Source organism: Streptomyces sp. NPDC030021 (assembly GCF_055574035.1).
In genome coordinates, this window is sequence record NZ_JBVIAH010000018.1 from 126,454 (window position 1) to 148,498 (window position 22,045).

Below are 22,045 nucleotides of genomic sequence, written 5' to 3' on the forward strand. Positions count from 1 at the left end.
TTCGCGCGACGACCTCGGCGAGGCCGAGCCCAGCACGTCCGCGTGGGCGAGGATGACCTTCTGCTCGTCCGCGTCGGCCACCGCCGGTGCCGTACCGGACTGGGCGCATGGCCCACAGCACAGTCCCGCGCGGGGCTTCATCCGTCCGCGCTGGAGTTCCTCGCGGACCGCCGGGTCGCCGTGCTCGGCGGCGACGGCGACGGCGACACCGCCCCGAGCTCCACCGAAGGCGTCGACTTCCCCGTGCACGTCCTGGCCATCCGAGCCATGGGCCTGCACCTGCTGGACCACCTCCCATTCGAAGAAGTGGCACAGGCTTGCGAGGCGGAGGAGCGCTGGTCCTTCCTGTGCGTCATCGCACCTCTGCGGCTGCCGGACGCCGCGGGCTCACCGGTCACCCCGATCGCCGTCCTCTGAGGGCATCATGGACACGCTCCCGACGTGCCTACCGTCGTGGTGGTCATGGGAGTCGCGGGATCGGCCAAGTCCACCGTGGGCGCCCTGCTCGCGCAGCGGCTCTCGCTGCCTTTCCTGGAGGCGGACGACCCCCACCCGGCCGCGAACAGGGCCAAGATGGCCGCAGGCCGGCCGCTCGACGACGAGGACCGCCGACCCTGGCTGATCTCGCTCGCCGACCGGATCAAGGAAGCCACCGACTCCGGCCGGGGCGGGGTCGCGGCCTGCTCCGCTCTCAAGCGCACGTACCGGGACCAGTTCCGCAGGGCGGGCGCCGGCGTCTGGTTCCTGCACCTGGCGCTCGACCAGGCGACCGCGAACCGACGGGTCGCCGGACGCACGGGCCATTTCATGCCCGCCCGGCTGGAGGAGTCCCAGCACACCACCCTCGAACCACTGCGACGCGTCGAGCCGGGGACGACCGTGTACGCCGGCGCCACCCCGCACGCCATCGTCGACGAGGCGGTGAAGGCACTACCGGCGACCCGATGAGAACCCCCTTTCGCATCGTCCGAATCCCGTCGAGTCGCCGCTCCGAGGGGGACGGCAGTACGGCTCTGTCACGGTGCGCACTCGCGTCCGGCTCGACCGGCTGTTCTACGGGAGGCCGCCTACGGGGACGGTCACTGCGCTCGCTTCGGCCCCGGTCCCCGGAGTCACGAGGCTCCTCGGCGTGCAGAACCGATAGAGCAGGACCAGCCCGACGGCCAAGAGCCAGCGCTCAACCGGATGAGTACGCATCGCACCCATGTGCGCCGCCGTCGGCCAGAGGCGGTAGGCAGTCGTTGCCGCCCGAACCGCAGAGCGGCCGGCATGAGCGGTTGAGCCGTACGGATGGCTGTGGCCGTCCCGGGTGCGGCGCGTCGGCCGCCCGGGCCAGGATCTGCTTGTCTGGGCGGCTGAGAATCAGCCCGCGTCGCCGTGATGGGTGTGGACACATGAGTCAGCTGGATCTGGCGCGGTTGCAGTTCGCGATGACGTCGATCTACCACTTCCTGTTCGTCCCGGTGACCATCGGGCTGAGTCTGCTGACCGCCCTGCTCCAGACCGCCTGGTACCGAGGCGGGCGGGCCGAGTACTTGCGGCTGACGCGGTTCTTCGGGACCTTGCTGGTGATCAACATCGCCGTCGGTGTGGTGACGGGCCTGGTCCAGGAGTTCCAGTTCGGCATGGACTGGTCGGGCTACGCCCGCACGGTGGGCGATGTGTTCGGGGCCCCACTGGCGATGGAGGGCCTTGCGGCCTTCTTCCTGGAATCGACCTTCCTCGGCCTGTGGATCTTCGGTTGGGACAAGCTGTCCAAGCGCGTCCACCTGGCGACGATCTGGGCCGTGGCGGCCGGCAGCGCACTGTCGGCGCTGTTCATCATGGCGGCGAACTCCTGGATGCAGCATCCGGTCGGCTACGCCATCGACCCGTCCACCGGTCGGCCGCAGCTCAATGACGTGTGGGCGCTGTTCATCAACCCGGTCTTCCTCCGCGGTTACCTCCACGTGGTGCTGGCCGCGCTCATCACCGGTTCGATGGTCATGCTCGCCATTTCCGCATGGCACCTGCGCAACGACCTCCGCGACGACAGGGCCGACGCCGACGCCGACGCCGAGGGCGACCCGCACACGACGAAGGGTTCGGGCTCGGCCTTCCGGCTCTCCGCCCGCCTGTCGCTGCTGGTCCTCGTGCCCGCATTGTTGTTCGCCATGCTCGTCGGCAGTGAACTGGGCGTGACGGAGGGCAAGTACCAACCGATGAAGATCGCCGCCGCCGAGGCGCAATGGGAGACCTGCCAGCCCTGCTCCTTCTCCCTGTTCCAGATCGGCGGCGGCAAAAACGACCAGACGCCCACGCAGATCCTGGAAATCCCCCACTTGCTGTCCCTGCTGGCCACCAACCACTGGAACGGCAAGGTCCTCGGTCTCAACGAGGTCAACAGCCAGTACCAGCAGCAATACGGTCCTGGCGACTACGTGCCCAACGTTTTCATCCAGTACTGGGCCATGCGCGTCATGGCCTACCTCGCCGTACTCGCCCTCCTCCTCGGCCTGTGGGGCCTGTGGCTGCTGCGGCGCAAGCGACTCGCCCACTCGCGCTGGTTCCTCAACGCAGCGGTATGGGCCGTGCCGATGCCGTTCTTCATCAACACCGCCGGCTGGCTCCTCACCGAGAACGGACGCCAGCCCTGGATCGTGCAGGGCCTCCAGCTGACGAAGGACGGTGTCTCCTCCTCCGTCAGCACCACCGAGGTGGCCATCAGCATCGTGGCCTTCTTCCTCCTCTATGCCGCACTGACCGTGGTCGCCGCCGTACTGATGACACGCCACGCACGCAAGAGCACCGACCCGACGGAGCAGGACGACCAGCCCGCCCCCGAGCTGACCTACTGAGGTCCCGAGCCGCCGGAAGGCCCGCGATGGAATTCACCACTCTCTGGTTCATCCTCATCGTCGTACTGTGGGTCGGCTTCTTCGTCCTGGAGGGCTTCGACCTGGGCGTCGGCATGCTCCACGGACTGCTTTCCCGCGACGAAGCGGGCCGACGGGCCGTACTCCACACCATCGGACCGGTATGGGACGGCAACGAGGTCTGGCTGGTCACGGCGGGCGCCGCGATGTTCGCCGCCTTCCCGGGCTGGTATGCCACCCTCTTCTCCGGCTTCTACCTCGCCCTCGTCCTTCTCCTGGCCGGACTCATCGTCCGTGGCATCGCCGTCGAGTACCGCGACCGCGTCGACGGCGTGCGATGGCGACGGACCTGGAGCATCCTGCTGACCGCCGGCAGCCTGACCGTTCCCCTGGTCCTCGGTATCGCCCTCGGAGACCTGCTCCACGGCGTCCCCATCGGCCGCGACCAGGAGTACGCGGGCACCTTCGCAGACCTCTTCACCGGCTACGGCGTCTTCACCGGGATCACCCTGACCCTGCTGTGCCTCCTGCACGGCGCGACCTTCCTCGCTCTCAAGACCAGCGGGGAGGTCCGCGAAAGGGCGCACCGGCTCGCCCGTCGCAGCGTCCTGCCCGTCGGCCTGGTCGTTCTGGCCTTCGTCTTCTGGACGCGCTCCCTCGTCGAGCGGGGCATCCTCGTCAACGTCGTCGAACTCGCGGCCGTCCTGGCCGTCGCCGCCGCGGCCTGGGCCATCAGCAGCAGCCACGACGGCTGGGCCTTCAGCGCCACCACCCTCGCGATGGCCGCGACCGTGGCATCGCTTTTCACCGAGCTCTATCCGAGGGTCATGGTCTCCAGCAGCAACAGCGCCTTCGACCTGACCGTCCAGAACACCGCGTCCGGCCCCTATGCACTCAAGGTCATGACCGTCGTCGCCCTCGTCCTGCTCCCCGTCGTCCTCGTCTACCAGGGCTGGACCTACCACGTCTTCCGCAAGCGGATCTCCGCCGACCGCTTCCTCACCCCCGGACAGCCCACCGCGCCGTCCACGGCCCGGCCCGAGCTATGACACCGGAGTCGCCGGATCGCACCGGGTACCGAAGCCCCGGCGGACGCGTGGGTCAACCCCACCGAACCGAGCTGCGGCGGACCCGCCCCACGCGGGGTGAGGCGGCCGACGGCGACCGACCCCGCGGCGCCACGCCGACCCGGTGGCCGCGGCACCGGCCGCCGACCGGGGCTGCCGGCCTCCGGAACCTCGTCGAGTCCCCCCTCACGCGCGTGAGGCGAGGAAGGAAACCGCTGTGAGCGAGGATGACGTCCTCCTCGGCTTCGCCCTGGTGGTGGCCCTGGCCACCACCTGCCAGATCCTCGCGAGCAAACTGCGCGTCCCCGCGCTGATCCTGCTGCTGCCGGCCGGTTTCGCCGCGGGCGCCCTGACCGACATCGTCCATCCGGACCAGCTGATCGGGGAGGCGTTCTCCGCCCTGGTGTCGCTGTCCGTGGCAGTGATCCTCTACGACGCAGGGCTGGGCCTCGACCTGCGTAACCTCACGGGCCACACCCGCGCGGTCGTGGGCAGGCTGCTGCTCTTCGGAGTGGCCTTCACCTTCCTGGCCGTCTGTGCCGTCGGCCCGGCCCTGTTCAGCATGTCGCTGCGGGTGGCCGCGATGGTGGGCATGATCCTCGTCGTGTCGGGGCCCACGGTCGTGGGGCCCCTGCTCCAGTACGTGCGGCCGACGGACAAGGTACGGCGTCTGCTGATCTGGGAAGGAACGCTGACCGACCCGATCGGCGCCATCCTCGGGGCCATCGTCTTCCACGCCGTCGCCACGACGCACCGGATCGACATCGGTCGCGGTTACCAGATCGGACAGTTCCTCATCAGCATGGCGGTCGGCCTCATCGGCGGATCCGTCGGAGTGGCACTGCTGTGGCTGACCCTGCGCGTGCTCCGGCTCGGCGAAGCGCTGGGAACGCTGGCGCAACTGGCCACGGTGATCACCGTGTCGGCAGGCTGCGACATCTTCCGCGACGACACCGGGCTGATCGCCGCGATCGTCACCGGCATGGCCGCCGCCAACATCCGGGGCTTCGACATGCCCGCTCGTCGCCCCTTCTTCGAGACACTGGTCCAGCTGATCATCGGGCTGCTGTTCATCTCCATCGCGGCGAGCGTCACCCCGGCCTCGCTGACGCCCGTGCTCCTTCCCACGCTCGTCCTCGTCGCTTTCCTCGTCCTCGTGGTGCGGCCGCTCGTGGCCTTCACCGCCACCACGGGCAAGGACATGACCCTCGGGGAACGGGTGTTCGCGGGATGGATGGCCCCGCGCGGTATCGTCGCGGCCTCCACCGCGGCGGCCTTCGCGGCGAGCCTCGTCGAACTGGGGCTGCGCGGCGCTTCCAAGATCCTTCCCATCACCTTCCTGGTGATCGTCTCGACGGTCGTGCTGTACGCCCTGACAGCCGGCCCCGTGGCCCGGCGGTTCGGCGTCGTCACGCCGAACCGCACACGGCCCCTCCTGGTGGGCGGTGCTCCGTGGGTGATCGCACTCGGAAGAGCCCTGCGGTCCGCGGGGCTCGAGGTGCAGATGTGGGCGGGAATGGACGAGGAGCGGGAACGGATCAAAGACGCCGGAATCGAACTGGCCAGAGGGGAACTGCTGGCTACGGCCACCAACCCCAGGGCGCGGCTGGAGGGAGTCAATGCCGTCTTCCTGCTCACCGATGACGACGACTTCAACGCGCTCGCCTCGGTGCTGGTCAAGGACAACGTCGAGGGCCCCGTCTACCGGGTGGGACCGCCGCACGAGAGCCACGGTGCCGTCGCGCCCTACACGGGCGGCGCCGTCCTCTTCGGCGGTTCACTCGTCAGGCACGTCCTGGCGGCACGGTACGAGCAGGGCGCCCGGTTCCTGGTGCAGCCCGCCTCCGATCCGCTCCCGCCGGGACACGAAACGCTGTTCGTGGTCCGTGACGACGGCCGGCTGGAACCGCTGGACGAGGCGCAGGCGGTCACCCCGCAAGCGGGCGACTCCGTCGTTCTGTTCGGCCCCGCACAGTCTCCCCCCGCCTGAGGGCCGGCCCGTGATTCCCGGCGGGCGCACGGCTCCGGTCACGGCACCTCGCCGCGCTCCCGGGTCATCAAACACGCCCGGTACAAGGGCGACCCTCCGCCGTGCGATGCACCGCGTCCGACGCCGCGCGCCGACCCACGGCGGATTGCGGGACAGCCCTCAGCTGCCGCCCTGCCGCATGCGGTTCAAGGTCTCGTCCAGCGTGATGGCCGCGTCGATGAGCGCCAGGTGGGTGAACGCCTGCGGGAAGTTGCCGAGCTGCCGGCCCGTCAGGGCGATCTCCTCCGAATACAGGCCCAGGTGGTTGGCGTACGTCATCATCTTCTCGAGCACGAGCCTGGCCTGATCGGCCCGCCCTGCCCGTGCCAGGGCGTCGACGTACATGAAGGTGCACAGGGAGAAGGTTCCTTCGCTGCCGCGCAGACCATCGGGCGACGCCTCTGGGTTGTAGCGGTAGACCAGGCTGTCGGTGACCAGCTCCCGGTCCATTGCGTCCAAGGTGGACGTCCACATCGGGTCGTCGGGCGTGATGAACCCCGCGGTCGGCATCCGCAACAGCGACGAGTCGAGCACATCGCTGCCGTAGTGCTGGACGAAAGCCCCGCGGTCGGGGTCCCAGCCCTTCGCCAGGATCTGCTCGTAGATGTTGTCGCGCTCGGCGGCCCAGCGGCCGCTCTCGGCCGGCCTGCCGTGGGCGACCGCCAGCCGCAGCGCGCGGTCGAACGCGACCCAGGACATGACCCGCCCGTATGTGAAGTGCTGGCGCCCGCCGCGCGTCTCCCACAGCCCCTCGCCGGCCTGGTCCCAGTGGTCCACGAGCCAGTCCAGCAGGGTGCGCAGCGATGTCCAGCCCTGGATGTCCAGGTGGATGCCGTGCTGGTGGGCGAAGGAGATGCTGTCGAGTGCCTCGCCGTAGATGTCCAGCTGCAACTGGGTCGCCGCGCCGTTGCCTATGCGCACCGGGGCGGATCCCTGGTATCCCTCCCAGTGCTCCAAGGTCTCTTCGTAGAGATCGGAGGAACCGTCCACCCGGTACATGATGTTCAGCGGTCCCGTGTCGGTGTCGCTGCCGGCCTTCTCCTTCACCCGGTCGCCCAGCCAGCCGATGAACGCCCTCGCCTCCTCCGTGAACCCCAGTCCCAGCAGGGCGTACACGGAGAAGGACGCGTCACGGATCCACGTGAACCGGTAGTCCCAGTTGCGCTCGCCGCCCAGTTGCTCCGGCAGACCCACCGTGGGGGCCGCCACCAGGGCCCCGCTGGGCGCGTACGTCATCAGCTTCAGCGTTACGGCGGAGCGCTCCACCATCTCGCGCCATCGGCCCGTGTACCGGGACTGGTGGAGCCACGAGCGCCAGTACTGCCGGGTGTCGTCGAAGAGCTCCTGGAACTCGGCGACGCGGATCTCGCGAGGCGGCCCCTCTGCGGCCGACTCCATGAACAGGCCCCGCTGTTGTCCGGCTTCGAGGGGAAGCGTGACGCGCAGGTCGTGATCGCCGGTGAGGGCGTGTATCACCCGCTCGTCCTCCGGCTCCCGTACCACGCTGAGGGTGAGTTCCAGGTCCTCAGAGGCGAACACCGCCCCGTTCTCGCAGACACGCAGGGTGTGGGACCTGCGGCCGTAGTCGAAGCGCGGGGCGATGTCGATCTGGAACGTCATGCTGCCGCGTACGCACCGGAGCATGCGGACCAGGCAGTGTCGGTCCGTGGCCGTCGTTCCGGTCACCGGCATGAAGTCGACCACCTCGCCGGCACCGGTCTCGGTCATGAACCGCGTCACGAGAATCGCGGTGTCCGGCAGGTACAACTGCTTCGTGGTGTACGCCTCGTCCGTCGGTCTGACCGTGAAATGCCCGCCCTTCTCCCAGTCGAGGAGAGCTCCGAACACGCTGGGGGAATCGAAACGAGGGCAGCAGAACCAGTCGATCGTTCCTTCCGTGGTCACCAACGCCGCGGTCTGCAGATCGCCGATCAGGCCGTGATTTTCGATCAGCGGGTAGTCGGCCATGGGAGAACCCCTTTCGACGCCACCCAGTCAGGTTAAGCGCGGAAACCGCTGCGAACCCGGCGAGCTGGCTGCCCCTGCACCTGCCGGGAATCGCCCTTAGCATGGGAACGCACGAACGGGATGTTCAGACCGCATTGCACCGCCGAAACCGGAGGCTGCCCGTGCTGTCGAACCTTGCTCCGGCTCCAGAAACCCACAGAGGCATCCGATGCGGACGGCAAGAGAGCCGGCGGTGATGTCCTGGGCGGCGCGCTTCCGGTTGCGGCAGTACGCCAAGGCGAGCCTGTGGATCATCCCTCTGATCGGACTCCTGCTGGGGGCTCTGTTCGCCGAATGGGCCGCCGGCGTGGAGGGAGCGGGCTGGCTGCCGGACACCTGGCAGTACTCCGCGACGACGGCGAGCAGTGTGCTCAGTTCCGTCGTCGGGTCCATGGTCGCGCTGCTGGGCTTCGTCGTGACCATCGGCGTACTCGTCGTCCAGCAGGCCACGGGAACGCTGTCCCCGCGCTACATGCGTCTGTGGTATCGCGACCGGCTGCAGAAGGCCGTGCTGGCCACGTTCACCGGAACGTTCGCGTACGCCTTTTCCCTGTTGCGCAAAATCGAGTCGGACGCCGTCCCTGACCTGGGGGTGACGCTGTCCGGAGTGGCCGTCTCCGTCAGCCTCATGCTTCTGCTGATCTACCTCAACCGGTTCACCCACAATCTCCGGCCCGTGGCCATCGCCGACCTGGTGGGGCGTTTGGGCGAGAAGGTGCTCATCCGCGCGACGGAACGCATCCACCGCTCGTCGGCACGCGACGAGGTTTCCCTGCCGCCTGCCGGTCCGGTGACCCTCATCCGGTCCGAACGGGGCGGAGTCATCCAGGCGTTCGACGCGACGGGGCTGATCGCCACCGCCGTCCGCCACGACTGCGTCCTCGTCCTGGCCCACCAGGTCGGCGACTTCGTACCGCCCGGCACCACCCTCGTCGAGGCCCACGGCTCCGCCCGGCCACCCGACCCGCGGCGGGTGACCGGGCTCGTCGCCCTCGGAACCGAGCGCACCATCGAGCAGGATCCCGCCTTCGCCCTGCGCATCCTCGTCGACATCGCCATCCGCGCCCTCTCTCCCGCCGTGAACGACCCCACGACCGCCGTGCAGGTGCTCAACCACATCGACACGTTCCTGCACGTGGTCGGCCGGGCGCAGCTCCGCGGCCGGTACGTTCTCGCCGACGGCGAGGGCCGGCCCCGGCTGGTGGTACAGGGCCGCGGCTGGGAGAATTACCTGCAGCTCGGCGTCACCGAAATCCGTGAGTACGGGGCCACGTCCCTCCAGGTGTGCAGGCGGCTCCGCGCGCTGCTGGACGACCTCCTCGAAACCCTGCCGGCCGAGTGTCTGCCGGCGGTTCGCGCGGAGCTCGCCCTCCTCGGGGAATCCGTCCAGCGGGCGTTCACCGACCCCACCCGTCGCGCCAGCGCGCAGACGGCCGACCGGCAGGGTGTCGGCGGGGGGCGGCGCCGCCGGAACGAACCCTCCTGGTGAGCCGTTCTCACGGCCGTCGGAGAGCTTGCCGAACTTCTGTTCACGGCTTTCCTTTCGGCGGAGACCCGGTAGGCAAAGGAGATCGGTGGAGCCTCCGCCCGACGCGATGGCCGTCGGGCGGCCGGGAAACAGGTCATCGTCACGCGTAGCAGGCCGACATCGCCGCATCCCCGGTCGTGATGGTCGCGGGTGGTTCAGGCGAGGAGAAGGCGAACAGGCGACGACTCAGCCGATCCCCGGCGCGCCCCACACCGCAAACCAGCGGCCCAGGTCGGGGTCGACCCTCAGGTCGTTCGCGAGCAGCGCCCTGGTCTGGAGCTCCAATGCGTTGTCACGCTTCCCAGCCGTTCCGGGAAGTGGCGCGAAGGGGTAGAAGGTGCCGCGCTTGTAGAGGTAGACCAGCGCCATCGTGCGCTGTCCCGCGGCCTCGCGGAAGCCGATCAGGGAGCAGAGCAGCTGCGGGCCGAAGCCGGCATCCTGGAGGAGGGTGTTGACGGCGTGCAGGTCGTTTACCAGTGCAGGAAGGTCGTCGGAGGGCCGGCGGGCGAGGAGCCAGGTGTAGCCGTACGCGTCCTGGCTGAACTCGACCGGTATGCCGCCGCGGCCGGTATCGGCGTCGAGCAGCTCCCGTACCTCCTCCTGGAGCCCGGCGAAGGCGCCGCCCTCGACGCTGGCGAAGCACACCGAGCCGACGCCGGTCGGAGCGAAACCGACAGCCGCCTGGAGGGTGATCGCCGCGCCCGGCAGGGCGAAGAGTTGGTCGAGGTCAGGGCGTACCGGCTTGCTGCGGCCGAGGATGGTGTCGAGGAGTCCCATAGGAAGTACCTCTTGTTCAGGGTCGGCCGAGCTGCGCCGAGATCTTGCCCAGTCGGTCCAGCCGTTCCTCCAGCGTCGGGTGGGAGGAGAACAGCCTGCCCAAGCTCTCCTTGGACGAGAACGCGGGCGCGAACCAGAACGCGTTGAACGGCTCCGCCTTGCGCAGATCCCTGCTCGGAATCCTCGCCATCTCCCCGGTCACCTTGGTGAGCGCGGAAGCGAGCGCCGACGGACGGCCGGTCAGCAATGCGGCCGCGCGGTCGGCGGACAGCTCGCGGTAGCGGGACAGCAGCCGGGTCAGCAGGAAGCTGATCACGTAGACCACGGCGCTGACCAGGGGTATCAGGAGTGCCACGACGGCGGCGTTGCCGTCGCGGCTGTCGCGGCCGAGTCCGCTGTACAGCGCGATGCGGGTCATCACTCCTGACAGGACACCGAGGAACGACGCGATGGTCATCACCGCGACATCGCGATGGGCGACGTGCGACAGCTCGTGCGCGAGTACGCCCTCCAGCTCCTCCGGCTCCAGACGGCGGAGCAGGCCGGTGGTGACGCAGACCAGCGCGGTGCGCTCGCCCCGGCCGGTGGCGAACGCGTTCGGCACATCGCTGTCGGCGATCGCCACGCGCGGCTTGGGCATGTCGGCGAGGGCGCAGACGCGGTCCACGGCGCCGTGCAGCTCGGGCGCCTGCTCGGGGGTGACCTCACGGGCACCCATGCTGAAGGCCGCGATCCGGTCGCTGAACCAGAACTGCGCGATGAACAGACCGCCCGCGACCACCAGGATGACGGGCCACGAGCCCCGGAGCAGGGCCAGCAGGACACCGACGAAGACGACGTAGAGCAGCCCGATCAGGAACATGGTCATCACCATGCGGGTGGTGAGTCCCTTGTCCGGGACGTAGCGGGAATGAGACCGGGTCCCAGGCATCTGATCACCCTCCAGCCGGAGCGCTGGCGCCGCGCTCCCTATCCTCGATTGTGCCGCTTTCTCCCTTTGGACAACCCGCTGTGCCGCGCATGGCCCGGACAGGCTCCGCGGCGCTCAGGACGGCGTCTCCGCGTCCGTGTAGCGGAGCAGGGCGCCAACACCGTCCCGCAGCGGCAAGCCGTCCTGCGGTACGACGACCAGTTCGGCTCCGGTGCCCACCAGGGCCCGCACCAGGGCCTCGTCGGCATCGGTCCCGTCACGCGTACGATCCGGCGCGGCAGCCCACCTGGCAGGCGGCGGACCAGGACGTTGCCTGCCCAGTCGTTCCCGCCCACGATGACGGCGTCCGAGCCGTGGTGTCGTGCCCACTCGTCCAGCTGGTGACCGAGTCGGGCGGCGGCCTCGTGCCAGTCGGCCACCGGGACCCGCAGGTGCAGCGGCGCCTGTTGCGCTTCTTCCACTGGGCGTATCGCTTCCGCTACACCCTGTATGACGGCCTTCGGATCAGGAGGCTGAGCACCGTGATCAGTCTGTTCTGCTACGGGGGTGCAGTGGCGGGATCGGTCGCGGCCGGGATCGTACCGTTCCGAATCTGACCGCGACAGCGTCATCATCGAAGGTGGAGTGGTGGTGATGCGGCTGTCGTTCCTGGAGCTCCTGTACGCCGAGCCGGGCCCGTTCGCTTCCGTCCACCTCGACACATCCCGTGACGTCGAGCATCCGGAGCGTGCGATCGATCTGCGCTGGCGACGGCTGCGCGACGCCTTGGCCCGCCAGGGTGCGGACCGGCTGACGCTCACCGCCATCGAACAGGTGGTCGGCGAGGACGCGGATGTGCCTGGTCGGCACGGGCAGGCCGTCTTCACCGCCCACGGAGCTGTGGTGCTGGACGGAGAGCTGCGGCAACCGCCCGCGCACGACTCCGCACGCTACAGTGCGCTGCCCGACGCGATGCCGCTGGTGACCCAGCACCTGCCGGACATCCCCTACCTGGCCGTGATCGTGCACTACCGCGGGCTGCCCACGGCCGAGACCCACGGCACCGTGACGGTCCAACCCGAGGCGGGGCTGTGGCCGGCGTCCACCGTCGCGCCTGGAGAGAGCCCGAAGAGGATCACCTTGGTGACGGGGTGCCTGAGCACCGAGAGCAGGTGGGCACGGTCGGGAGCCGCCAGCGAGCCCAGCGGGAAGGCGAAGCCGTCGGCATGTGGAGCCGGCGGCGGGCCTCCTCGACCAGATCCGGCCAGCGCTCGACGCTGACCACGTACGCGGGGAGGCGGGCCGGCAGCGCGGTTTGCCGGCGGTAGCCGGTGCCGACCTCCAGGACCCGTTCGCTTCCGGTGGGGCCGAGCGCGGAGACCATCATGGCGAACAGCGAGGGCCGGGTGGTCACCTGGTCGTGAGGGAGCGGTACGGGCGTGTCCCGGTACGCGGACGCCGTGTGCTCGGCGGGGACGAACTCCGCCCGTGGCGTGACCCGGACGGCCTCCAGCAGCCGCTGGTCCGTCACCCCGACGGCCCCGGAACGAACCGGGGGAAGCTCTCGAACCGGGTCCACTGGTTGCAGGCGGCACGCACCGGGGCGGCCACATCGACCGACTCCTTGATCACGCCCATGGACGGCTCCGCATCCGTCGGGCTGTCGCTCCCGCCCGGTGTCGGTACATTCCGTTCGCCGCGCGAGCCGGAAACCACGCCGCGCGTCCGCGGTGCGCGTCCGCATTCGTCGTGTGCCCGCAGCCGCGGATGGGCTCGCCGGTTCAAGTGCTGCGGGCCATGCGTTGCCCGTCCCCGCCGCGAGGATGCAGTCGCCCAGACAATCCGGCCGGGTCTGACGCGCAGGATTCTTGACTGACGTTCGGGCCTCTACGATGCTGATGTTGCGGTGCATGCGATGCGTGCCGTAATGAGCAACTCATCGCTCTGGGTTCAGATCAGTCGAGGAGTGGCCATGGCTCACCAGGTCCGTGCTGTTGTCGCGAGGGAGAAGGGTGCTCCCGTCACTCTGGAAACGATCAACGTGCCCGACCCCGGCCCGGGCGAGGCGCTGGTGAAGGTTGAGACCTGCGGCGTGTGCCACACGGATCTGCACTATCGCGACGGCGGCATCAACGACGACTTCCCCTTCCTGCTCGGCCACGAGGCCGCGGGCATCGTGGAAGCGGTCGGCGAGGGCGTGACGGACGTGGTGCCGGGCGACTTCGTGATCCTCAACTGGCGGGCTGTGTGCGGCCAGTGCCGGGCCTGTCTGCGTGGCCGCCCCTGGTACTGCTTCAACACCCACAACGCGAAGCAGAAGATGACCCTCCTCGACGGCACCGAGCTGTCCCCGGCCCTAGGCATCGGCGCCTTCGCCGAGAAGACCCTGGTGGCGGCCGGGCAGTGCACGAAGGTCGATCCCGCCGCGTCGGCGGCGGTGGCCGGACTGCTGGGCTGCGGGGTGATGGCGGGCATCGGCGCCGCGATCAACACCGGGGGCGTCGGGCGTGGCGACAGCGTTGCCGTCATCGGCTGTGGCGGGGTCGGCGACGCTGCGATCGCCGGGTCGCGGCTGGCCGGCGCCGCGAAGATCATTGCGGTGGACATCGACCAGCGGAAGCTCGAAACCGCGAGGAAGCTGGGAGCCACCCACACCGTCAATTCCCAGGAGACGGACCCGGTCGAGGTGATCCGAGGGCTGACCGGCGGATTCGGCGCGGACGTGGTCATCGAGGCGGTCGGCCGCCCGGAGACGTACCGGCAGGCGTTCTATGCCCGCGACCTGGCCGGCGCGGTGGTGCTGGTCGGTGTCCCGACGCCCGACATGACGCTGGAGCTGCCGCTCCTCGACGTCTTCGGGCGCGGCGGCGCACTCAAGTCCAGCTGGTACGGGGACTGCCTGCCCAGTCGCGACTTTCCCATGCTGATCGACCTTTACCTGCAGGGTCGGCTGGACCTGGATGCGTTCGTCAGCGAGACCGTCGCGCTGGACGAGGTCGAGAAGGCCTTCGAGCGGATGCACCACGGCGAGGTGCTGCGCTCGGTCGTGGTGCTGTGATGGCCGACGTGCGTATTGAGCACCTGGTCACCAGCGGGACGTTCAGCCTGGACGGCGGCACGTGGGACGTCGACAACAACGTTTGGATCATCGGTGACGACCACGAGGCGATCGTCATCGACGCCGCGCACGACGCCGAGGCGATCGCCGCCGCGCTCGGCGGTCGTACCCTCCGGGCGATCGTGTGCACCCATGCACACAACGACCACATCGACGCCGCCCCGGCGCTCGCCGACCGGACCGGCGCGCCGATCCTGCTCCACGGTGACGACCTGCCGCTGTGGAAGCAAACCCACCCGGAGCGGTCGCCGGACGGCGAACTGGCGGATGGTCAGGTGGTGTCGGTGGCGGGCACCGAACTCACGGTGCTGCACACGCCCGGGCATGCACCGGGCGCGGTCTGCTTCTACGCGCCGGAGCTCGGGACGGTCTTCACCGGCGACACGCTGTTCGCCGGTGGGCCCGGCGCGACCGGGCGATCCTTCTCCCACTTCCCGACGATCATCGACTCCATCCGGGACCGGCTGCTGAGCCTTCCGGCGCAGACGGTGGTCCGTACGGGGCACGGCGACGCGACGACCGTCGGCGACGAGGCGCCGCACGTGGAGGAGTGGATCGCGCGGGGCCATTGACGGGCACGGGCACGGGGGCTCGCCCCCGCCCCCGGCAGCCCGCCGGGCGTCAGCCGCCGATTTCCGCCGGTTCCACCACCACCCGGCTTCGCCCGGCGTCGACGGCTTCGCCAGGGGACTTCTGCTTGGCGGACCACTTCTCCTTCTCTGCCTCCAGCCTGTCGGTGTACGACTGCGTGCGGTGGTGAGGCGGTCGGTCGCCGGGTCGCGGAGCAGCGTCGTGACGCCGATGACGTTCTGCGGGGGGATGCCGAGGCCGTACTTCGGGTCCGACACGACCATCCGTACGAATTCCTCCTGGGCGGCGGTCATCACGTGGGCACGGATGCCGTGCACCTTCAGGGCGGATCAGCTCCCGCTGCGCCGGGTAGGTGCGCGGCGGGTTCACGGTGCTGTGCACCGGCGTGCCGTCGTCGACGTGGGTGACCGGGATCAGCTTGCCGTACGCGAACAACTCGTCCACGTACCGCTTGAGGCCGCCGAGTGTCAGACCCGAGAACACCTGGGCGATCCACGGGTAGCAGACCTTGTCGTCGATCCCGAAGAGCCGGTTGTAGTACCCGTACAGGCGCGATATGCAATTAGTGCGCATTTGGCCACCAGGGTGACGTGGTGGCGGACCTGCCGCGTCAAGGCTCGCGGCCCCCTTCTTCGGCTGCCCCGCTGTCCCGATCGAATCCTTGACAAGGTATGGGGCCCCCTCCAGACTGGCGTTGCGTACATCGCAATCCGTTTCGCTATACGCATCGAGGTGTCCCTTGATGATTCCCGTGTGCCGCCTCGCGGATCTGCCGCGAGGCGAGGCCCATCGGCTCGAAATCGACCCGCCCGTCGCGGTGTTCCACACCGAAGACGGCGAGGTGCTGGCCATCGACGACACCTGCACGCACCAGGACGCCTCGCTCGCGGACGGCTGGTTGGAAGGGTGCGAGGTCGAATGCCCGCTGCACGCCTCCAAGTTCGACCTGCGGACCGGGGCCGTCGACGCTCCGCCGGCCAGGCTGCCCGTCCGTACCCACCATGTGGTCGTCGAGGGTGGAATGATCTACGTACAGCTGTCCGAGGCCGTGCCCAACCTGCCTCCCTGTGTCACGGCACGGCTCGCCGGAGGTCCCGCGTGAGGACCGTGGCCGTGGTGGGCGCCTCGCTGGCCGGACTGTCGGCGGCGCGTTCACTCCGGAAGCAGGGTTACGGTGGGCGGCTGGTCCTGATCGGCGACGAGTCGCACCGGCCGTACGACAGGCCGCCTCTGTCGAAGGAGTACCTCGCCGGTGGCATGGGTGAGGCGGACCTCTCGCTGGAGGCGGACGGCGAGGATCTCGGCGCCGAGTGGCTGCTCGGCGTACGGGCCACCGGGCTTGACCGCGGCGACCGCTCGGTGCGCCTTGCCGACGGCCGTGCGGTACGGGCCGACGGCATCGTCATCGCCACCGGAGCGGCGGCCCGCACCCTGCCCGGGAGCGACGGTCTGGCCGGTGTTCACACGCTGCGTACCCTGGATGACGCTCGGGCCCTGCGGGCCGACCTCGCCCGCGGCGGGCGGCTGGTCGTCATCGGCGGCGGATTCATCGGCGCCGAGGTGGCCTCGACCGCGTACCGGCTCGGTCTCGATGTGACGGTCGTCGAAGTGGCGCCGACCCCGCTTGCCGGACCGCTCGGTGAGACCATGGGCGGCATCGTCTCCTCGCTCCACGCGGACCATGGCGTACGGCTGCTCTGCGGCATAGGGGTCGAACAGCTCAGCGGGGCCGGCGGCCGAGTGGACGCGGTCCTGCTGGCGGACGGCCGTCGGCTTCCGGCGGACACGGTCGTCGTCGGTGTGGGTGCCCGCCCGTGTGTCGAATGGCTCGAAGGCTCCGGCATCGTGCTGGAGAACGGCGTCCGGTGCGGTGTCGACGGCCGCACCAGCCTGGCCGGTGTCGTCGCGGTCGGCGACTGCGCCTCCTGGTACGACCCGGCCTCCGGGGCCCACCGCAGGGTCGAGCACTGGACCGGCGCCCAGGAACGGCCGACCGCGGCCGTCGCGACGCTGCTCTCCGGGGGCACGGCGGCACCGGCGGCGCCCAGGCCACCGTACTTCTGGTCCGACCAGTACGGCGTGCGTATCCAGTTCGCCGGGCACGTCGCAGGGTCCGACAGCGTCACCGTCGAGGAGGGAGCTACGGACGACCGCAGCTTCCTCGCCGTCTACCGGAGCGCCGGACACCCGGTCGCCGTGCTCGGGATGGACCAGCCGCGGCTGTTCACCCGCTGGCGCAAGCAGCTCGCCACGGCGAGGTCTTGACGCCTCCGGTTTCGCACCGCATGCTGCGGGCGTTGCCTGTGGTTGCGTATTGCACACTGCGTTGCTTGTCACACAACGACGTTTTTCCCGCGAGGAGTGCCCTGTGACCTCGACCAGCCTGCCGGACAGTCTGATCGCCACTCTCCCCGGCTCCTACTACACCGATCCCGGGATCTTCGCCCAGGAGCAGGAGCACATCTTCGAGACGATGTGGTTCTGCGTCGCGCGCTCCTCGGAGCTTGCCAAGCCGGGTGCCTTCAAGACCGTGGACGTGGGCCGCGAGAGCATCCTCGTCACCCGCTCGCGCGACGAATCCATTCGCGCCTTCTTCAACGTCTGCAGGCACCGCGGCGCCAAGCTCTGTACCGAGGAGACCGGCGAGGTCAAGCGGGCCTTCCAGTGCCCGTACCACGCCTGGACGTACGACCTGAACGGCAAGCTGGTCGCCGCGCCCAACCTCACCAGGATGCCGGACGTCGGCCGTACCGAGTACGGCCTGGTGGGCGTGCGGGTACGCGAATGGCTCGGGTACGTCTGGGTCTGCCTGGCCGAGAATCCGCCTTCCTTCGAGGACCAGGTCATCGGCGCGGTCCGCACCCGGCTGGGCGACGTGGAGTCCATCGAGCACTACGACATGGCGAACCTCGAGGTCGGCAGGCGGATCGTCTACGACGTCAAGGCGAACTGGAAGCTCATCATCGAGAACTTCATGGAGTGCTACCACTGCGCCACCATCCACCCCGAACTCACCGAGGTGCTCCCCGAATTCGCGGACGGCTACGCCGCGCAGTACTACGTCGGTCACGGCGCCGAATTCGGCACGGACATCAAGGGCTTCACGGTCGACGGCTCGGAGGGGCTCGATCGTATCCCGACCGTCACCGAGGACCAGGACCGCCGCTACTACGCGATCACCGTCAAGCCCCAGGTCTTCATCAACCTCGTGCCCGACCATGTGATCTTCCATCGGATGTACCCCGTGGCCGCGGACCGCACGATCGTCGAGTGCGACTGGCTGTATCTGAAGGACGTCGTGCGCGGCGGCAAGGACGTCAGCCGCTCCGTCGAGCTCTTCGACCGGGTCAACCGGCAGGACTTCGACGCCTGCGAGCGCTGCCAGCCGGCGATGAGCTCGCGCCTGTACGCCAAGGGTGGTGTCCTGGTGCCCAGCGAGCACCACATCGGCGCCTTCCACGACTGGGTACGCGAACGCCTCGGCACCCGGCAGCCGGAGTAACGGCGGCCCGAGCGCCCAGGGTGCCAGGCGTGCGGCGTGCGGTCAGCCCAGGTAGCCCATCCGGTGGCTGATCTCCTGTGCGCCCTTGACCAGTACCGGTGCGAGCTCGTGCATCCGCTCCTCGGTGAAGCGGTAGGAGGGTCCGGAGGCGCTGACCGCGGCGATGACCTCGCCGTCCCGGGAGCGGACCGGAGAGGCCATGGCATGCAGGCCGATCTCCAGCTCCTCCAACGTCCAGGCATAGCCGCGCTCCCTGGCCTCGGCGAGGTTCTTCTCGAGCTTCGTCTTCGAGGTCAGGGTGTGTGGCGTGAGCTTCTCCAGGCCCGCGTCCGCGAGGAGTTCGGCGCGCTGCTTCGCGGGGAGGTGGGCCAGAAGGATCTTGCCGCTGGAGGTGGCGTGCAACGGGGTGAGCTGGCCGACCCAGTTGTGCGCGGTGATGGCGCCGGGGCCGCGCACCTGGCAGAGGTTGATCGCGAACTGCTTCTCCATGATGGCGATGTTCACGGTCTCGCCGATTTCCTCGGCGAGTCGCTCGCAGACCGGGCGGCCCTGCTGTGTGATGTCGATACGACCGGTGACCGCACCGGCCAACCGTACGATGCCGAAGCCGAGGCAGTACTTGCCGCGCTCGCCCGCCTGTTCCACCAGCCCGCGTGCCTCCAGGGCGCCGAGCAGCCGGAAGGCGGTGGATTTGTGGACGTCGAGCTCCGCGGCCACTTCGCTGACGCCGGCCTCGCCGCGCTGGGCCAGGATCTCCAGCACACTGATGGCGCGGTCGACGGACTGCACGCCACCGCCCTGTGGTCCCGCCGTCTCGCTATCTGCGGTGAAGTTGCTCATGGTGCAACTATACGCACGGTAAACAACGGCGCGGGCGGAAGCGAGAAGGGGCCTCAAGCGAATCAAGTTGCGCGGCTTGCAACCTGGTGCGTATAGCGCTACCCGTACTACCATGCCGCGCATATCGACGACGCGAGCGAGACGAGGCAGACCATGGCCCCCTTGCAGTATGACTTCGTCATCGTCGGCGGCGGTTCGGCCGGCAGCGCCCTGGCCAACCGGCTCTCCGCCGAGCCGGGCAACCGCGTGCTGGTGCTGGAGGCCGGCCGGTCCGACTACCCCTGGGATGTCTTCATACACATGCCCGCGGCGCTGACCTTCCCCATCGGCAGTCGCTTCTACGACTGGAAGTACGAATCCGAGCCCGAGCCCCACATGGGCGGTCGGCGCGTCTACCATGCCCGCGGCAAGGTGCTCGGCGGTTCCAGCAGCATCAACGGCATGATCTTCCAGCGCGGCAACCCGATGGACTACGAGCGGTGGGCGGCCGACCAGGGGATGGAAACCTGGGACTACGCCCACTGTCTGCCGTACTTCAAGCGGATGGAGAACTGCCTGGCGGCGGAGCCCGACGACGAGTTCCGCGGCCACGAGGGCCCCCTCGTCCTCGAACGCGGCCCGGCGTCCAGCCCGCTCTTCCCCGCCTTCCTCCAGGCCGTCCAGGAAGCCGGCCACCCCCGCACCGACGACGTCAACGGCTATCGGCAGGAAGGCTTCGCGCCCTTCGACCGCAACGTCCACCGCGGCCGCCGCCTGTCGGCCTCGAAAGCGTACCTGGGGCCCGTGAAGAGGCGGCCGAACCTTGACGTCAGGACACGTGCCCTGGCCACTCGCGTGCTCTTCGAGGGCAAGCGCGCAGTCGGCGTCGAGTACCGGCGCGGCCGCGGCAAGGTCCAGCAGGTGCGCGCCCGCGAGGTCATCCTGTGCGGCGGTGCGATCAACTCCCCGCAGCTGCTGCAGCTCTCCGGCGTCGGAAACGCCGAGGAACTCGAGCCGCTCGGCATCGACGTCGTCCACCACCTGCCGGGGGTGGGTGAGAACCTGCAGGACCATCTGGAGGTCTATGTCCAGCACGCCTGCAAGCAGCCGGTGTCCATGCAGCCGTACCTCGCCAAGTGGCGCGCTCCTTTCATCGGCCTCCAGTGGCTCTTGCGCAAGGGCCCGGCCGCGACCAATCACTTCGAGGCGGGGGGCTTCGTCCGCAGCAACGAGGATGTGGACTACCCCAACCTGATGTTCCACTTCCTGCCCATCGCGGTCCGCTACGACGGGTCCTCGCCCGCCGGCGGGCACGGCTACCAGGTGCACGTCGGACCCATGTACTCCGACGCCCTCGGCTCCGTGAAGATCAAGAGCAAGGACCCGCGCGAGCATCCGGCGCTGCGCTTCAACTATTTGTCCACCGAACAGGACCGACGTGAGTGGGTCGAGGCGATCCGGGTGACCCGCAAGCTCCTCAACCAGCCCGCGCTCGCCCCGTACAACGACGGCGAGATCTCGCCCGGACCCTCCGTGCAGAGCGACGAGGAGATCCTCGCCTGGGTCGCGAAGGAGGGTGAGACCGCCCTGCACCCCTCCTGTACCTGCAAGATGGGCACGGACGAGATGGCCGTCGTAGACCCGGAGAGCATGCGGGTGCACGGCGTGGAGGGGCTGCGCGTCGTGGATGCCTCCGTGATGCCGTACGTCACCAACGGCAACATCTACGCACCCGTGATGATGATCGCGGAGAAGGCCGCCGACCTCATCCTCGGCAAGGAGCCGCTGCCACCCTCCAAGGCCTCGTACTACCGGCACCGCGACCCGCGGTGAGAGAGCTGCTGAAGAACGTCCGCTACGAGGTCCTGCCGGCGAAGTCCACGCACGACAAGGTTCTCGCCCATGTGCCGCGCAATGTGGTGGTGACGGTCACGGCGTCGCCGGTGAAGGGCCTGGAGCCGACGCTGGATCTCGCGACCCGGCTGGCGGTGGAGGGGTACGGCGTCGTGCCGCATGTGCCCGCCCGGCTCCTCAGGGACGGCGCCCATGTGGCGGAGGTCGTCGCACGGCTGCGGGAGGCGGGCGTGGACGACGTCTTCGTACCGGCCGGGGACGCGGATCCGCCCGCCGGACCGTACGAGGGGGCGCTGCCCGTGCTGCGGCGGCTGGGCGAGCTGGGCAGTCCCTTCAGCAGGGTCGGCATCACCGGCTACCCGGAGAGCCATCCGCTCATCGACGACGACACCACCATCCAGGCGATGTGGGACAAGCGTGCCCACGCCACGTACATCGTGAGCAACCTGTGCTTCGACCCCCGAGTGCTGGGCGAGTGGGTGACGCGGGTCCGCCGCCGGGATGTCACCCTCCCGGTGCACGTGGGCGTGGCCGGGCCCGTCGAACGTACGAAGCTCCTGGCGATGGCGGCGAAGATCGGTGTGGGGGAGTCGACGCGCTTCCTGGCCCGGCACGCCTCCTGGTTCGTGCGCTTCGCGGCGCCGGGCGGCTATGCGCCGGAGCGGCTGCTGCGGCGCGGCGCGCCCGTGCTGACAGCGCCCTCGGCGGCGGTCGCGGGCCTGCACCTGTTCACCTTCAACCAGATCGCCGAGACCGAGCGCTGGCGACGCGGCATGCTGGAGCGCCTCGACGGTTGCTAAGGGCTGTCCCGCAATCCCCGGCGGGCGCACGACGTCAGCTACGGCACCTCGCCGCGTTGTCGGAGCACCCGAATACGCCCAGTATGCGGGCGCCCCTCCGCCTTGCGATGCACCGCATCTGACGCCGTGCGCTGATCCACCGGGGATTGCGGGACAGCCCTTAGCACCTGCCGGACGGGCTCCCATGG

The 22,045-nt window shown here is 69.3% G+C and carries 19 protein-coding genes and 2 pseudogenes; 15 read left to right on the plus strand and 6 right to left on the minus strand.

Annotation, left to right across the window (positions count from 1 at the left end):
- Positions 1–27: 27 nt before the first annotated feature.
- The 5 genes and pseudogenes from ACZ4YL_RS30325 to ACZ4YL_RS30345 all read left to right on the plus strand — a co-directional run.
- Positions 28–417 (plus strand): annotated as a pseudogene (locus ACZ4YL_RS30325) (cyclase family protein); the annotation flags it as partial.
- Positions 418–462: 45 nt separating this feature from the next.
- Positions 463–948 (plus strand): gluconokinase, encoded by a 486-nt coding sequence (locus tag ACZ4YL_RS30330; protein WP_468121072.1) that lies wholly within the window; start codon positions 463–465, stop codon positions 946–948.
- A gap of 446 nt (positions 949–1,394) precedes the next feature.
- The gene (locus ACZ4YL_RS30335; RefSeq protein WP_468120987.1) at positions 1,395–2,837 is read left to right on the plus strand and encodes a cytochrome ubiquinol oxidase subunit I; all 1,443 of its coding nucleotides are present in this window, start codon (positions 1,395–1,397) and stop codon (positions 2,835–2,837) included.
- Positions 2,838–2,863: 26 nt separating this feature from the next.
- Positions 2,864–3,904, plus strand: a complete 1,041-nt coding sequence (cydB, locus tag ACZ4YL_RS30340) for a cytochrome d ubiquinol oxidase subunit II (RefSeq protein ID WP_468120988.1) — start codon at positions 2,864–2,866, stop codon at positions 3,902–3,904.
- A gap of 235 nt (positions 3,905–4,139) precedes the next feature.
- Positions 4,140–5,912, plus strand: a complete 1,773-nt coding sequence (locus tag ACZ4YL_RS30345) for a cation:proton antiporter (RefSeq protein ID WP_468120989.1) — start codon at positions 4,140–4,142, stop codon at positions 5,910–5,912.
- A gap of 159 nt (positions 5,913–6,071) precedes the next feature.
- Here ACZ4YL_RS30345 and ACZ4YL_RS30350 read toward each other — a convergent pair whose 3' ends face one another.
- Entirely contained in the window at positions 6,072–7,919 is a 1,848-nt protein-coding gene (locus ACZ4YL_RS30350) for a glycoside hydrolase family 15 protein (protein WP_468120991.1), read from the minus strand.
- A 208-nt stretch (positions 7,920–8,127) separates the two neighbouring features.
- Between ACZ4YL_RS30350 and ACZ4YL_RS30355 the strand changes: the two genes are divergently transcribed.
- Positions 8,128–9,447: a DUF2254 domain-containing protein gene (locus ACZ4YL_RS30355; protein WP_468120993.1), complete on the plus strand. Its 1,320-nt coding sequence runs from the start codon at positions 8,128–8,130 to the stop codon at positions 9,445–9,447.
- A gap of 225 nt (positions 9,448–9,672) precedes the next feature.
- Here the strand turns inward: ACZ4YL_RS30355 and pspAB are convergent, their stop codons facing one another.
- Together pspAB and htpX are read right to left on the minus strand one after the other, a co-directional pair.
- Positions 9,673–10,263, minus strand: coding sequence for a PspA-associated protein PspAB (pspAB, locus tag ACZ4YL_RS30360; protein WP_468120995.1), 591 nt, complete (start codon positions 10,261–10,263; stop codon positions 9,673–9,675).
- A gap of 16 nt (positions 10,264–10,279) precedes the next feature.
- Complete coding sequence (gene htpX / locus ACZ4YL_RS30365) at positions 10,280–11,194, minus strand: zinc metalloprotease HtpX (protein ID WP_468120997.1); 915 nt, start codon at positions 11,192–11,194, stop codon at positions 10,280–10,282.
- Positions 11,195–11,574: 380 nt separating this feature from the next.
- Between htpX and ACZ4YL_RS30370 the strand changes: the two genes are divergently transcribed.
- Positions 11,575–11,790, plus strand: coding sequence for a hypothetical protein (locus ACZ4YL_RS30370; RefSeq protein WP_468121074.1), 216 nt, complete (start codon positions 11,575–11,577; stop codon positions 11,788–11,790).
- Between the two features lie 37 nt (positions 11,791–11,827).
- Positions 11,828–12,454: a hypothetical protein gene (locus ACZ4YL_RS30375; RefSeq protein ID WP_468121075.1), complete on the plus strand. Its 627-nt coding sequence runs from the start codon at positions 11,828–11,830 to the stop codon at positions 12,452–12,454.
- Between the two features lie 7 nt (positions 12,455–12,461).
- Here the strand turns inward: ACZ4YL_RS30375 and ACZ4YL_RS30380 are convergent.
- A pseudogene (locus ACZ4YL_RS30380) lies at positions 12,462–12,752 on the minus strand (protein-L-isoaspartate O-methyltransferase family protein); the annotation flags it as partial.
- A gap of 393 nt (positions 12,753–13,145) precedes the next feature.
- Between ACZ4YL_RS30380 and ACZ4YL_RS30385 the strand changes: the two are divergent.
- Both ACZ4YL_RS30385 and ACZ4YL_RS30390 read left to right on the plus strand, forming a co-directional pair.
- Entirely contained in the window at positions 13,146–14,231 is a 1,086-nt protein-coding gene (locus tag ACZ4YL_RS30385; protein ID WP_468120999.1) for an S-(hydroxymethyl)mycothiol dehydrogenase, read from the plus strand.
- Entirely contained in the window at positions 14,231–14,863 is a 633-nt protein-coding gene (locus tag ACZ4YL_RS30390; RefSeq protein WP_468121001.1) for an MBL fold metallo-hydrolase, read from the plus strand. The genes ACZ4YL_RS30385 and ACZ4YL_RS30390 overlap by 1 nt, the downstream gene beginning before the upstream one ends.
- A gap of 49 nt (positions 14,864–14,912) precedes the next feature.
- Here ACZ4YL_RS30390 and ACZ4YL_RS30395 read toward each other — a convergent pair whose 3' ends face one another.
- A complete protein-coding gene (locus ACZ4YL_RS30395) occupies positions 14,913–15,365 on the minus strand; it encodes a hypothetical protein (protein ID WP_468121003.1) in 453 nt (150 codons plus the stop codon).
- A gap of 256 nt (positions 15,366–15,621) precedes the next feature.
- Here ACZ4YL_RS30395 and ACZ4YL_RS30400 point away from each other — a divergent pair, with 256 nt between their 5' ends.
- The 3 genes from ACZ4YL_RS30400 (at position 15,622) to ACZ4YL_RS30410 (ending at position 18,384) form a co-directional block, all read left to right on the plus strand.
- Positions 15,622–15,984 carry a bifunctional 3-phenylpropionate/cinnamic acid dioxygenase ferredoxin subunit gene (locus ACZ4YL_RS30400; RefSeq protein ID WP_468121004.1) on the plus strand — a complete coding sequence of 121 codons (363 nt, stop codon included), beginning with the start codon at positions 15,622–15,624 and terminating at the stop codon, positions 15,982–15,984.
- Positions 15,981–17,147, plus strand: coding sequence for an NAD(P)/FAD-dependent oxidoreductase (locus ACZ4YL_RS30405; RefSeq protein WP_468121006.1), 1,167 nt, complete (start codon positions 15,981–15,983; stop codon positions 17,145–17,147). The genes ACZ4YL_RS30400 and ACZ4YL_RS30405 overlap by 4 nt, the downstream gene beginning before the upstream one ends.
- Positions 17,148–17,250: 103 nt before the next feature.
- The gene (locus ACZ4YL_RS30410) at positions 17,251–18,384 is read left to right on the plus strand and encodes an aromatic ring-hydroxylating oxygenase subunit alpha (RefSeq protein WP_468121008.1); all 1,134 of its coding nucleotides are present in this window, start codon (positions 17,251–17,253) and stop codon (positions 18,382–18,384) included.
- 42 nt (positions 18,385–18,426) lie between these two features.
- Here ACZ4YL_RS30410 and ACZ4YL_RS30415 read toward each other — a convergent pair whose 3' ends face one another.
- Positions 18,427–19,224: an IclR family transcriptional regulator gene (locus tag ACZ4YL_RS30415; RefSeq protein ID WP_406186025.1), complete on the minus strand. Its 798-nt coding sequence runs from the start codon at positions 19,222–19,224 to the stop codon at positions 18,427–18,429.
- Positions 19,225–19,377: 153 nt separating this feature from the next.
- Between ACZ4YL_RS30415 and betA the strand changes: the two genes are divergently transcribed.
- Both betA and ACZ4YL_RS30425 read left to right on the plus strand, forming a co-directional pair.
- Positions 19,378–21,036 carry a choline dehydrogenase gene (gene betA / locus ACZ4YL_RS30420; RefSeq protein WP_468121010.1) on the plus strand — a complete coding sequence of 553 codons (1,659 nt, stop codon included), beginning with the start codon at positions 19,378–19,380 and terminating at the stop codon, positions 21,034–21,036.
- Complete coding sequence (locus tag ACZ4YL_RS30425; protein ID WP_468121011.1) at positions 21,033–21,857, plus strand: methylenetetrahydrofolate reductase; 825 nt, start codon at positions 21,033–21,035, stop codon at positions 21,855–21,857. The genes betA and ACZ4YL_RS30425 overlap by 4 nt, the downstream gene beginning before the upstream one ends.
- Positions 21,858–22,045 lie beyond the last annotated feature (188 nt).

Coding starts and splice junctions, on each gene's coding strand:
- ACZ4YL_RS30330 (WP_468121072.1), top strand. CDS start 463: ATGGGAGTCGCGGGATCGGCCAAGTCCACCGTGGGCGCCCTGCTCGCG.
- ACZ4YL_RS30335 (WP_468120987.1), top strand. CDS start 1,395: ATGAGTCAGCTGGATCTGGCGCGGTTGCAGTTCGCGATGACGTCGATC.
- cydB (WP_468120988.1), top strand. CDS start 2,864: ATGGAATTCACCACTCTCTGGTTCATCCTCATCGTCGTACTGTGGGTC.
- ACZ4YL_RS30350 (WP_468120991.1), bottom strand. CDS start 7,919: ATGGCCGACTACCCGCTGATCGAAAATCACGGCCTGATCGGCGATCTG.
- ACZ4YL_RS30355 (WP_468120993.1), top strand. CDS start 8,128: ATGCGGACGGCAAGAGAGCCGGCGGTGATGTCCTGGGCGGCGCGCTTC.
- pspAB (WP_468120995.1), bottom strand. CDS start 10,263: ATGGGACTCCTCGACACCATCCTCGGCCGCAGCAAGCCGGTACGCCCT.
- htpX (WP_468120997.1), bottom strand. CDS start 11,194: ATGCCTGGGACCCGGTCTCATTCCCGCTACGTCCCGGACAAGGGACTC.
- ACZ4YL_RS30375 (WP_468121075.1), top strand. CDS start 11,828: ATGCGGCTGTCGTTCCTGGAGCTCCTGTACGCCGAGCCGGGCCCGTTC.
- ACZ4YL_RS30385 (WP_468120999.1), top strand. CDS start 13,146: ATGGCTCACCAGGTCCGTGCTGTTGTCGCGAGGGAGAAGGGTGCTCCC.
- ACZ4YL_RS30390 (WP_468121001.1), top strand. CDS start 14,231: ATGGCCGACGTGCGTATTGAGCACCTGGTCACCAGCGGGACGTTCAGC.
- ACZ4YL_RS30415 (WP_406186025.1), bottom strand. CDS start 19,224: ATGAGCAACTTCACCGCAGATAGCGAGACGGCGGGACCACAGGGCGGT.
- betA (WP_468121010.1), top strand. CDS start 19,378: ATGGCCCCCTTGCAGTATGACTTCGTCATCGTCGGCGGCGGTTCGGCC.